This is a genomic window from Tamaricihabitans halophyticus (assembly GCF_004340875.1).
Lineage (GTDB): Bacteria > Actinomycetota > Actinomycetes > Mycobacteriales > Pseudonocardiaceae > Tamaricihabitans > Tamaricihabitans halophyticus.
On the sequence record NZ_SLXQ01000005.1, the window covers coordinates 30,633 to 42,118 of the forward strand.

Below are 11,486 nucleotides of genomic sequence, written 5' to 3' on the forward strand. Positions count from 1 at the left end.
GGGGGTTCCTCAGGTGCCCGGCGGGTCGCGGCTCGGCAGGGGAGACGAGCCGCGATTTAAGCCCTACAACGACCGGGGAGTGCGTGGATATCCGGTCTATTGCAGAGCTGACCAAACTTTGCAGGAAACTCACCGTATCCACAAGAGCACACGGCGACTCGTTTGTGTGAAAATCGCTCCGTTAAGTAACAGATCAATCACAGCAAATCCGATTTCGGTAGTGCAGAGTGGGCCATCTGCGCGATCAGGTGATGGCTGACCAGGTGATACGGTGAAACGTGACTCGATTTCTGGTTAGTCCGGTTGTTGGCTATCTCAATACGCGCGGCGCCCCTGCAAGCGTTAGTCCATCGCTCTGGCAGGCTTGTTGCCATGGCTGAGTCGAACGCGCCGGGGGCGCTGATCCTGCTCCGGCATGGCGAGAGCGTCTGGAACGCGGAAAACCTGTTCACTGGCTGGGTCGATGTCCCGCTTTCGGACAAGGGCGTAGCGGAGGCTACCCGCGGCGGGGTACTCCTTCGGGAAGCGGGGCTGCTCCCCGATGTCGTGCACACGTCCCTGCTGCGCAGGGCAATCGCCACGGCCAATCTCGCGCTCGACGAGGCCGATCGGCATTGGATCGAGGTGCGCAGGGACTGGCGGCTGAACGAGCGGCACTATGGCGCGCTGCAGGGCAAGAACAAGGCGCAGATCCGCGCGGAGTACGGCGAAGAGCAGTTCATGACCTGGCGTCGGTCGTTCGACACGCCGCCGCCACCGATCGAGCGCGGCAGCGAGTACAGCCAGGACGCCGATCCGCGCTACGCCGACCTTGGTGACGACGCGCCGCTGACCGAATGCCTCGCCGACGTGGTCAAGCGCATGCTGCCGTACTGGGAAGCGCGGATCGTGCCTGATCTGCGGGCTGGGCGGAACGTGTTGGTAGCCGCGCATGGCAATTCGCTGCGCGCGCTGGTCAAACACCTGGACGGGGTGTCCGATACGGATATCGCCGGGCTGAACATCCCGACCGGTATCCCGCTGCGCTACGACCTGGACGAGCAGTTGCGCCCGGTCAACGTCGGCGGCACCTACCTCGACCCGGCCGCGGCCGAGGACGCCATCAAGGCCGTAGCCAACCAGGGCCGCTAACCCTAAAGAACGCGGTCACACGCAGTCACCGCAAGATTCCTAAAGATTGCGGGCAGGTGGGGTCAGAGGACGCCGAGTTCGCGGGCGCGCACGCCAGCCTGAAACCGCGAGGTAGCGCCGAGCGCGCGCATGACATCGGCCACGCGTCGACGGTAGGTGCGCAAGCTCAGTCCAAGGTTGCGCGCCGCGGTCTCGTCCTTGTGCCCCGCGCCAAGCAGTTCCAGGATGCGCGGGGCAAGCGTGCGCAGCTCGGCCAGCTGCGCATCGCAGACGGCCAGCTCGGTGCTTGCTCGCCAGGCGGCCTCGAACAGCGAGCGCACCCCGGCAATGGTGTCGGGTTGGGTGATCACGCTGTAGTTGCGGTCTGCGCCGTGCCCCGCTCCGGCGAGGATCACCGCGCGGTCGTCCAGGATGATCGTTTCGTTGATGTCGTCCTGGCTGATCCGTACGGCGGTGCCCCGCGCCGCGACCGTGCGCAGATGTTGCGTGCTGGACGGTTGGAGTAGTACGCCCGGCCGGTACAGCTTGCGCATCGACCGTGGGTGCAACTCCGGCGGGACGTGCCGCGGCTGGGTCGCTACCCAGGTGTAGAGGTCGTTCGCCGCACAAGCGAGCTCGGTAGTGCCGACGAACAGGTGACCGGCACGGGCGAAGAGTTCTTCCGCGCCGTGCACCACCCAGACATCTCCGGTTGTCCGCATCGTTCGAGTGTGCGGCTGGGCTGGTCACCACGGCAACTGGTGGCAACATGCTGCCAACCGCTGCGCCGTGCCGGGCGGCCAGCCAGGCTGGAGGTCATGACGATGAGTGATGCGTTTTTCAAGCTTGGTGCCGACCGTCCGATCGCGCGAATCGGGTTCGGCTCGATGTCCCTGCCCGCCTGGCCGGCTGGGCGGCAGCCGGACAGGGACACCGCGATCGCGGTGCTGCGCAAGACAGTCGATCTCGGCGTGAACCACATCGACACCGCGGCGTTCTACGCTCGCGCGGGCGTGCGCGCCAACGAGCTCATCCGTGCCGCGCTGCACCCATATCCGGACGATTTGCTGTTGGCGACCAAGGTAGGCCCCCGGTTCGACACCGATGGCGTGACACCGCTCGCTCCCGCCGGGCCCACCGAGCTTCGGGCGGAGGTCCAGCGCAACCTCACCGAGCTTGGCACCGACCACATCGGCCTGGTGAACCTGCGCTTGGGCGGGGTGGATGGCCTGTGGGACGGCCCCGTCGCGGAGAGTTTCGCCGCGCTCGCCGAACTGCGCGCGGAGGGTCTGATCGGGCACCTCGGGTTGTCCAATGTCACCGCCTCGGTGCTTGCCGAGGCCCAGCGGGTGGCCCCGGTGGCGAGCGTGCAGAACCTCTACAACATCGCCAGCAGGTCCGATGATCCACTTGTGGACAGTTGCGCCGAGCAGGGCATCGGATACGTGCCGTTCTGCCCGCTCGGTGGGCTGTTCGACCCGAGCCTGCTCTCCCATGAGGTACTCGGCACGGTGGCCGCCCGGCACGGCTGCGGCCCGGCGCAGGTCGCCCTCGCCTGGTTGCTTGCCCGCTCGCCCTCGATCCTGCTCATCCCGGGGACCGCGAATCCCGCGCACCTCGAGCAGAACCTGGCCGCCCGCAACCTGCGGTTGTCCGAACAGGACATGACCGAGCTGGCCTCGATCGGCGGTACGAGCTGACTGCTTCTGCTCAGTTGGACACGATCGGGTGAACTCAAGCTGGCGCGTGGGTGGCGCTGCGGGGAACAAGCCCATTTACTGATGTCGCAGCGGTCACGTAATGGCATTTCAGGCTAGGCCAGTGGGGTGGGTTGCTGCTTACGATTCGGGTGTGAGCTTGTTCGGTGGCCTCGCCCTCGCGGTCGGCACGTTGCTTGCCGGCGTGGTGCTCGGCTTCCTCATCGCCCGATCGCGCCGCACGCGCGCCCGCCGTCGCCCGGTCGGCCCGACGGTGGCCGAGCTGCTGCACCGGATCGTGCAGTCGGCGCATAACGGCATCGCGGTGCTGAACCAGTTCGGCGATGTCGTTATGCACAACCCTCGGGCCGAAGAGCTCGGGCTGGTGCGGAACAACCAGGCCGACGAGCGGGCAAGGAAAGCCGCCGAGGTGGTCGCCGCGACCGGGGAGCCGGTGGAGATCGACCTCGCGCCGCTCGAGTCCAAGGGGCGGCAGCCGGCCGCCGTACTCGCCGAGGTCCGCATGCTCGGCGACAAGTTCACCGTGGTGGACGCCGCGGACACCTCCGAAGCCGTCCGGCTCGAGGCCACCAGGCGGGATTTCGTCGCGAACGTGAGCCATGAACTGAAGACCCCGGTCGGCGCGCTCGCACTGCTCGCCGAGGCGGTACAGGACGGCGCGGACGATCCGGACGAGGTGCGCAGATTCAGCGGGAAGATCCTGCGCGAGTCGACCAGGCTCGGCACGCTCGTCACCGAGCTGATCGCGCTGTCCAGGTTGCAGGGCGCCGAACGGCTGCCGGAGATGCACAGCGTCGAGGTGGACGCGGTGGTCACCGAGGCGCTCGGCAGGGTCGAACTCACCGCGGAATCCGCGGATATCAACGTGACCGCCGACGAACCAAGCGGCCTGCTGGTGGACGGCGACCGCACGCTGCTGGTCACCGCGCTTTCCAACCTGCTGGAGAACGCGGTCGCCTACTCGCCGGCCGGTAGCCCGGTATCCATCAGCAGGCGACTGGTCGGCGGCTATGCCGAGATCGCGGTTACCGATCGGGGGATCGGCATCGCCGAAGACGTCCAGAAACGCGTGTTCGAACGCTTCTATCGGGTGGACAAAGCCCGGTCCCGGGCTACCGGCGGGACCGGGCTCGGCCTGGCGATCGTCAAGCATGTCGCGGCCAACCACGGCGGCGAAGTGCGGCTGTGGAGTGAGCCGGGCGTCGGGTCCACCTTCACGCTGCGTATTCCCGGCCATCGAGTGAACGGGCAGCAACTACCGGTGCGGCAAGCCATGCCGGCCGGCGAAACCACGGAACTGGCCGACCGCAACGTCGGTCAGCTCCGAGCCGACCATGGAGGAGCTACGTGACCAGGGTGCTGATCGTCGAGGACGAGGAGTCGTTCGCGGATCCACTGGCATTCATGCTGCGCAAGGAGGGTTTTACCGCGGCCGTCGCGGTGAACGGGCAGCAGGCGTTGGAGGAGTTCGATCGCAATGGCGCGGATATCGTGCTGCTCGATCTGATGTTGCCGGGAATGAGCGGCACGGACGTGTGCAAGCAACTGCGTACTCGTTCGGCGGTGCCGGTGATCATGGTGACCGCGCGGGACAGTGAGATCGACAAGGTCGTTGGCCTCGAGCTCGGCGCCGATGACTACGTCACCAAGCCGTACTCCGCGCGCGAGCTGATCGCCAGGGTGCGCGCGGTGTTACGCAGGGGCGGGGAACAGGCCGCCGAGGCCGAGGCAGGGCCGAGGGTGCTGGCCGGCGGGCCGGTGCGGATGGACGTCGAGCGGCATGTGGTCACTGTGGACACCACCGACGTCTCTCTGCCGCTCAAGGAGTTCGAGCTGCTGGAGTACCTGCTGCGCAATATCGGCCGGGTACTGACCAGGGCGCAGCTGATCGACCGGGTGTGGGGCGCCGACTACGTTGGGGACACCAAAACGCTCGATGTGCACGTCAAACGGCTCCGCGCGAAGATCGAACCGGACCCCGGATCGCCGCAGCATCTGGTGACCGTTCGCGGTCTCGGCTACAAGTTCGAGGCGTAGCCAGGCGGATACGGTTCGTCGCCGGTCTCTCGAACGGGGGATGAACAGCGCCACATCGGGCGGGGTCGTGCCGCGCGGACCGGTACCGTGGGGCCTCATGCGCCTTGGCGTGCTCGACGTCGGATCCAACACCGTGCACCTGCTCGTGGTGGACGCGCATCGCGGCGCACATCCCACCCCGATGCACTCGGAGAAGAGTGTGTTGCGGCTGACCGAGGACATCAACGCCGAAGGCAAACTGCGCGGACGCGGCGCGGACCGGCTCGTCCAAGCGGTATCCGAGGCCAAGGCAGCCGCCGCGCGGCAGGGCTGCGAGGAGACGATGGCCTTCGCTACCTCCGCCGTCCGGGAAGCCAGCAATGTGACCGACGTGCTCGGCAGGGTGCGCGCCGAGACCGGTGTTGATCTCCAGGTGCTTTCCGGCGCGGACGAAGCGCGACTCACGTTTCTCGCGGTACGACGCTGGTTCGGTTGGTCGGCAGGGCGGCTGCTGGTTGCCGATATCGGTGGCGGCTCGCTGGAACTCGCCGCCGGTATCGATGAGGAGCCGGACCTGGCCGAATCCGTGCCGCTCGGTGCCGGCCGAGTGACCCGCACCCGGTTCGAGCACGATCCGCCGACCAGGGCGGAGCTGGTCGCAACGTCGGCGTGGTTAGATGAGCAATTGGCACCGGTGGCACGCAAGATCGCCAAACTGGGCGAACCGGATCGGGTGGTCGCCACCTCGAAGACGTTTCGCTCGCTGGCGAGGCTTACCGGCGCCGCGCCGTCTTCCGCGGGACCGCGGGTGCGGCGTGTGCTCACCGATGTAGCACTGCGTCAGTTGATCGCGTTCATTTCCCGGATGACCGCGGCCGATCTCGCGGAGCTGGAAGGGGTGAGCGCGAGTAGGGCGCACCAGCTTGTTGCGGGGGCACTGGTGGCGCAGGCGACAATGCGAGCGTTGTCACGGACGGAACTGGAGATTTGCCCCTGGGCGTTGCGCGAAGGTGTGATTCTGCGACGCTTGGACCACACGAACGGTTCGGAGCAGGCAGCTTCGGGCCGATTGGGTTCGATCGGTGGACGCTCCGGAAGATGAATGCCAGCCAAAGTAGAACCCCGCTCAACGCGGTAGAAGCACGCCTCGGCGATTCCGACCGGTGCAACACTGGACGGACTGGCCACTACGGGGCACGGTGGAAGGGATGAGTCGAGAAAGCGAAGGGGAGCAGGGCCAGCGCACGGTCGCTGAGCTACTTGCTCAACACGGCGGAAGTGGCGGCGACGCACCGCGTCGACGGCGCCGGCGTCGTGCCGATGAGGACGACTCATCCAATGGCGCGCCGATTTCCGAGACCGCTCCGCAGGCGATTATCGATCGCGTCATGTCGGACAGCGGGCGCATGCAGCCGGTCCACGAGGACGACGAGCCGCCGCGTAGCCGTTCCGCTTCCCGCGCGCCGCAGCCCGAGCAGCCAGGGCCGGCACCGCATCCCGGGGTGGACCAGCCGCCGCCGGGTATGCCGAACCGGCCACCGTTCGCCGGCCGACCAGCCCCTGCCCGGCCGGTCCAGCCCGGTCCGCAAGGCCCGCCTCCGCAACAGGGACCGCCGCCACCGGCGGCACCCCCGCAGCCCGGCACGGGACATTTTCCGCCCGCGGCACCAGGTCCAGCAGCGCCACCGCCCGGACAGCAGCAGCCTGGCGCGGCGCCAGCTGGCCCGCCGCCTGGTGCCCAGCCATCCGGACCATTGCCCAAGCGGCCGCAGCAGCCATCCGGGCCGTTGCCGCAGCCGCCACGGCCGGGCGCGCAACCGTCTGGACCGTTGCCGAAGCCGCCGCCACGGCCAGGGGCGCAGCCGTCCGGGCCGTTGCCGCAGCCGGAGGCCGAGCAGCCAGCTGACCCGCCGACGATGAGCGGGTTGGCCGCGCGACTGGACGCCGACGGTGGGAGCCCGACGCAAACGGGTATCCCCGCGATTGGTGAACCGCCAGCCGGACTCGCCGGCGCACCGAGTCACAACTCGGGCGCGTTCCAGCGTCCTGGCCCGCCACCGGGGGCAGAGCCGCCGGTGCAGCCACCGTCCGCCGAGGACACCGCGGTCCAGCAGCCGGTCCCCGCGCCAGCCGACTATCAGCAGGCCGACGAGCAGGGTTACTACGCCGAGGACGAGTACGGCTACGCGGACTACGAGTACGACGACTACGCCGACCAGGACTACCCGGAAGGCGCGGCTGGCCAGTATCCCGACCAGGATTACGTCGAGGGTGACTATCCGGAAGGCGGTTACCCAGCCGACCAGTACCCAGACCCCGAAGGTCAGTATCCGGGGACGCAGTACACCGAGGCCCCGTTCACAGAGGACGAGTACGCGGAAGGCGAGTACCCTGAGTCCGATTACCCAGCGGACCAGTATCCGGCTACCCAGTACACCGAAGTTCAGTACGCCGAGGACGAGTACTCCGAAACGGACTACCCGGAAGCCGAGCACGCCGAGTCGGGCGACGCTGAGGCCGAGGCTGACGTAGCGGAGGAGCCGGCTCGTTCCCCGGTCAAGGAATGGCTGGGCATGGCCGGTCAGCTGGCCGTTGGGGTGATCGGCGGTGCCGCGGTCTGGCTCGGGTTCAACTGGCTGTGGGGCGAGATCCCAGCGGCCGCGTTGATCGCCGCGCTGTTGGTGATCGTCGCGCTGGTGTGGATCGTGCGGAAGATCCGCAAGGCGGAGGATCTGCAAACCACGGTGCTTGCCGTACTGGTTGGGCTGGTCGTCACGGTATCGCCCGCCGCTTTGCTGTTGTTGAGCCATTAGCGTGCCGTCGCGTATCCCCGTGGCACTGTCCACGGGTTCGGTGTGGCCGCAGAATGCCGCCTCGGCGTTCGAGCTCGCCGCGGAGCTCGGCTATGACGGCATGGAAGTGATGGTCTGGGCGGACCCGATCAGCCAGAGCCTGCAGTCGCTGCGGCGGTGCGTGCGGCGAACCGGGGTGCCGGTGCTCGCGGTGCACGCGCCCTGCCTGCTGATCACCCAGCGGGTGTGGTCACCGGATCCGGTGGTTCGGTTGCGCCGCGCGGTGGATCTTGCTGGCGAACTGGAAGCGAGCACCGTCGTGGTGCATCCGCCGTTTCGTTGGCAGCGTCGCTACAGTGCGGCTTTCGCGGAGCTGGTTGGCGAGTTGGAGGAGAGCACCGGTATCGCGGTGGCGGTGGAGAACATGTTCCCGGTGCGCCCGATCGGCCGCCGGCGGGCCGTGTCGGCCTTCGCGCCTTCGGTGGATCCGACCGACGTCGGCTATGCGAACTACACGCTCGACCTGTCGCATACGTCCGCGGCGGGAATGGACGCGCTCGCCCTTGCGGACCGGATGGGTGCCGGGCTACGCCATGTGCACCTGGCGGATGGTTCCGGCTTGCCCAAAGATGAGCATCTGGTGCCGGGTAGAGGCAATCAGCCATGTGGCCAGTTGTGTGAACAGTTGGCCGACCGCGAGTTCAGCGGGCAGATCGTGCTCGAGCTGAACACCCAGCGGGCCAGCGGGCCAGCCGCCCGAGCTCGCGACCTGGCCGAGGCGCTGCTGTTCACCCGTCTGCATCTCGGCCAGTAACCCCGCTGCGCTCCCTGACCTCGCTAACCTTAAAGAACGCGATTACGAACTGTCACCGAAGCCGCTGTATTCAGCACGACTGGGTGCTGGCGCGTAGCCGGGTTGGCTCGGCGCGGCCAGCCGACTCCTGCTGCGCCGCGGCTTTCCGCTGGCGTGCCGGCTGCTTCTCGGCCACCGGGTTGCGCTCGTTCCACTCGAGCAGCGCGGGCGCGGCGGCCATCAGGGTGAGCAGGCCGAGACCAACGACAACGCCAGCGCAAACGATCACCGTCAACATGATTGATCCCCGATTCTCTTGGTGTGCCGGCCCGGTTCGACCGGCTAACCCAAGCATCGGCGAATTCGCTGGTCAGCGGATCGGCCGTGCGGCCAGGGTCAGATGGCCGATCGGCCAAAGCGCGCGCGGCGAGGCTGACCTTCAGGTGAAATGTCGGTAATCATCTGTATGTCGTATTCGTTTGGCTCTGTTGGTACCCCGACGAAGCTGAGTAGCATCCGCATTTCCCTGCGAATTCGGGCTGCCCCGAACTGACGAATGAGGTGACCAGGTGACCTCCGACCCCGACGACATCAGCTCCAACCCGTCAGCGAATCGACCGTTCAACGACATCGCCGCGGCCGTGCTCTCCCGCCGATCCGTCCTGCGCGGTGGCACCGCGGCCGCCGCCGCAGGATTCCTCGGACTCGCCACCGGAACCGCCGGCGCCGCGACCGGCCCCGCGACCAGCACCGCCGCACGCCCCGGCCGTTCGTTGCTCGGGTTCAGCCCGATCCCGACCAGCGAGGCGGACGCGGTCAGTGTCGCCGAGGGGTACTCCGCGCGGGTACTCATCCCCTGGGGCGACCCGGTACGCCCGGATGGGCCGGCGTGGCGCAAGGACGCCAGCAACTCGGCGGCCGAGCAGGCTGAGCAGCTTGGCTCGCACCACGACGGGATGCATTTCTTCCCCACCGGTCGCAATGCGCGGGGTGAGGACACCGGTCTGCTCGTGCTCAATCACGAGTACATCGACCAGGCCCTGCTGCACACCGATGGCGACGCGGAGATGACACAGGAGAAAGTGGACAAAGGGGTGGCCGCGCATGGCGTCAGCGTCGTAGCGGTGGCGCTCGTGGACGGGCAGTGGCAGCAGGTGGATTCCCCGCTGGCCAGGCGAGTAACCGGGGCTACCCCGGTGACCTACACCGGCCCGGTGACGCTGGAACATCCCGCGCTTGACTCGAACAATCCGCCGCTTGGCACGATGAACAACTGCTCGCACGGGTTCACCCCCTGGGACACCTATCTCGCCTGCGAGGAGAACTGGAACAGCTACTTCGGCACCGAGGACGAATCCTGGCAGCCGAGCCCGCAGGAAGCGCGGTACGGCATCGACAACGAGGGCTTCGGCTACCGCTGGTACGAAGTGGACCCGCGATGGGATATCGCGGTCAACTCGAACGAACCGCACCGCTTCGGCTGGGTCGTGGAGATCGACCCGTTCGATCCGGCTGCGGTACCGGTGAAGCGCACGGCGCTCGGCCGGATCAAACACGAAGGCGCGCTGGTAACCGAATCTCGCGCGCGGCTGGTCGTCTACACCGGAGATGATCAGGACGGCGAGTACATCTACAAGTACGTTTCGGATGCGCCGTGGCAGTCGCAGCGGGCGCGCGGGGTCAGCCCGCTGGATGAAGGCACGCTGTACGTGGCACGGTTCGACGACGACAACACCGGATCCTGGTTGCCACTTGTGTTCGGGACCGGGCCGCTGACCGCTTCCAATGGGTGGCAGGACCAGGCGGACGTGCTGCTACGCACCAGGGAAGCAGCGGACGCGGTTGGTGCTACCCCGATGGACCGTCCAGAGTGGATATCCCAGCATCCGAAGACCAAGGATACCTACGCCGCACTGACCAACGGCAGCGGGTGGGGTGCGGCGAATCCCCGAAAGCCCAATCCCTACGGCCACATCATCCGCTGGTGGGAACCGAACAAGAACAACACGGGCACGACCTTCGAGTGGGATATCTTCGTGCTGGCCGGTGATCCGGCCTACGACGACTCGGTGGAGCTGTCCGAGGACAGCATGTTCGGCTCACCGGACGGCTTGTGGTTCGATCCGGACGGTCGACTGTGGATTCAGACGGACATCTCCAATTCCGCGCAGCTGGACCCGGAACAGGGATACGACAACATCGGTAACAACGCACTCCTTGCCGCCGATCCAGAATCCGGTGATATTCGGCGTTTTCTGGTCGGACCTCGGGGTTGCGAGCTGACCGGTGCGGTAACTACACCGGATCAGCGCACGCTTTTCGTGAATGTGCAGCACCCCGGCGAGGAGACTGACACGATTGGCGAGCCGACACCCGAGAACCCGAGGGCGGTGAGTAACTGGCCGGAATTCGATCCGCAGGGGCGGCCACGGTCGGCCACCTTGGCGATTCGCAAGGATGACGGCGGGATTATCGGAACCTGAGCGTGCAGGCGCCTACCGGTGCGGCGTCGCGCGGGCCTCCTGGTAGGCGCCATCCCAGAGAAACTGGTACCAGCTCCAGGAAATGTACTGGTTGTCGAGCTGGCGCTGGGCCTCGTCGAGATCCTCGGCGATCCTGGCCACCTGCCCGTAGCGCAGTTGATCAGCAGTGCGCGGGGTAAGGAAGGAGGATGAGGCAAACAGTTCGACGCTGCGTGCGCGCGTATCCGCCGTGCGGTGGGCAAGCGTCAGCCCCGCCCAGACGACCAGCGCAACGATGGCGGCGAACACCAGGTACGCCGACACGTTGGTCAGGAAGGTGATGGTCGGGCCCTTGAGCGCGACGATGGCCACACCAATGACCGGCCAGAACCTGGCCAGGCGGGCATAGCGACGTTCGGTGCGCGAGCTGTCCGGCGGATGGATGAGTAGCCGGATGGACCGCGCACCGTAGCGGCTTGTCTGGCGCGACGCGATTCCCCAGCGGTAGCGACCATCGAGCAGCTTCTGCCAGTACCTGGCATTGGTGTTCATGGCTGGGTCCTTCCTGTTCGTCGGCTGCGGGCCATCCGGAGGG

The 11,486-nt window shown here is 67.1% G+C and carries 11 protein-coding genes; 8 read left to right on the forward strand and 3 right to left on the reverse strand.

The features are described from left to right. The first annotated feature begins 372 nt into the window (after positions 1-372). The gene (locus tag EV191_RS13720; RefSeq protein ID WP_132877434.1) at positions 373-1,131 is read left to right on the forward strand and encodes a phosphoglyceromutase; all 759 of its coding nucleotides are present in this window, start codon (positions 373-375) and stop codon (positions 1,129-1,131) included. Positions 1,132-1,193: 62 nt separating this feature from the next. Here EV191_RS13720 and EV191_RS13725 read toward each other — a convergent pair whose 3' ends face one another. Continuing rightward, complete coding sequence (locus tag EV191_RS13725; protein ID WP_132877435.1) at positions 1,194-1,832, reverse strand: helix-turn-helix transcriptional regulator; 639 nt, start codon at positions 1,830-1,832, stop codon at positions 1,194-1,196. A 102-nt stretch (positions 1,833-1,934) separates the two neighbouring features. Here EV191_RS13725 and EV191_RS13730 point away from each other — a divergent pair, with 102 nt between their 5' ends. The 6 genes from EV191_RS13730 (at position 1,935) to EV191_RS13755 (ending at position 8,450) form a co-directional block, all read left to right on the forward strand. Beyond that, positions 1,935-2,810: an oxidoreductase gene (locus tag EV191_RS13730; protein ID WP_132877436.1), complete on the forward strand. Its 876-nt coding sequence runs from the start codon at positions 1,935-1,937 to the stop codon at positions 2,808-2,810. A 151-nt stretch (positions 2,811-2,961) separates the two neighbouring features. Continuing rightward, positions 2,962-4,179, forward strand: coding sequence for a sensor histidine kinase (locus tag EV191_RS13735; protein ID WP_279388429.1), 1,218 nt, complete (start codon positions 2,962-2,964; stop codon positions 4,177-4,179). Beyond that, positions 4,176-4,865, forward strand: coding sequence for a response regulator transcription factor (locus EV191_RS13740; protein WP_132877438.1), 690 nt, complete (start codon positions 4,176-4,178; stop codon positions 4,863-4,865). Before EV191_RS13735 ends, EV191_RS13740 begins: the two co-directional genes overlap by 4 nt. A 97-nt stretch (positions 4,866-4,962) precedes the next feature. Next, on the forward strand, positions 4,963-5,946 hold the full coding sequence (locus EV191_RS13745; RefSeq protein ID WP_132877439.1) for a Ppx/GppA phosphatase family protein: 984 nt from the start codon (positions 4,963-4,965) through the stop codon (positions 5,944-5,946). 106 nt (positions 5,947-6,052) lie between these two features. Then, positions 6,053-7,657, forward strand: coding sequence for a hypothetical protein (locus tag EV191_RS13750; RefSeq protein ID WP_132877440.1), 1,605 nt, complete (start codon positions 6,053-6,055; stop codon positions 7,655-7,657). A gap of 1 nt (position 7,658) precedes the next feature. Continuing rightward, positions 7,659-8,450, forward strand: coding sequence for a sugar phosphate isomerase/epimerase family protein (locus EV191_RS13755; protein WP_132877441.1), 792 nt, complete (start codon positions 7,659-7,661; stop codon positions 8,448-8,450). Positions 8,451-8,520: 70 nt separating this feature from the next. Here EV191_RS13755 and EV191_RS13760 read toward each other — a convergent pair whose 3' ends face one another. After that, positions 8,521-8,727 (reverse strand): hypothetical protein, encoded by a 207-nt coding sequence (locus EV191_RS13760; protein ID WP_132877442.1) that lies wholly within the window; start codon positions 8,725-8,727, stop codon positions 8,521-8,523. Between the two features lie 271 nt (positions 8,728-8,998). On the opposite strand from EV191_RS13760, the gene EV191_RS13765 reads away from it, so the two are divergent. After that, positions 8,999-10,912 carry a PhoX family protein gene (locus EV191_RS13765; protein ID WP_132877443.1) on the forward strand — a complete coding sequence of 638 codons (1,914 nt, stop codon included), beginning with the start codon at positions 8,999-9,001 and terminating at the stop codon, positions 10,910-10,912. Positions 10,913-10,924: 12 nt separating this feature from the next. Here EV191_RS13765 and EV191_RS30085 read toward each other — a convergent pair whose 3' ends face one another. After that, positions 10,925-11,443, reverse strand: coding sequence for a DUF6611 family protein (locus EV191_RS30085; protein ID WP_165912951.1), 519 nt, complete (start codon positions 11,441-11,443; stop codon positions 10,925-10,927). Positions 11,444-11,486 lie beyond the last annotated feature (43 nt).

Excerpts from the sequence above, each read along its gene's own strand:
- EV191_RS13720 (WP_132877434.1), top strand. The coding sequence starts at position 373 with ATGGCTGAGTCGAACGCGCCGGGGGCGCTGATCCTGCTCCGGCATGGC.
- EV191_RS13725 (WP_132877435.1), bottom strand. The coding sequence starts at position 1,832 with ATGCGGACAACCGGAGATGTCTGGGTGGTGCACGGCGCGGAAGAACTC.
- EV191_RS13730 (WP_132877436.1), top strand. The coding sequence starts at position 1,935 with ATGAGTGATGCGTTTTTCAAGCTTGGTGCCGACCGTCCGATCGCGCGA.
- EV191_RS13745 (WP_132877439.1), top strand. The coding sequence starts at position 4,963 with ATGCGCCTTGGCGTGCTCGACGTCGGATCCAACACCGTGCACCTGCTC.
- EV191_RS13750 (WP_132877440.1), top strand. The coding sequence starts at position 6,053 with ATGAGTCGAGAAAGCGAAGGGGAGCAGGGCCAGCGCACGGTCGCTGAG.
- EV191_RS13760 (WP_132877442.1), bottom strand. The coding sequence starts at position 8,727 with ATGTTGACGGTGATCGTTTGCGCTGGCGTTGTCGTTGGTCTCGGCCTG.
- EV191_RS30085 (WP_165912951.1), bottom strand. The coding sequence starts at position 11,443 with ATGAACACCAATGCCAGGTACTGGCAGAAGCTGCTCGATGGTCGCTAC.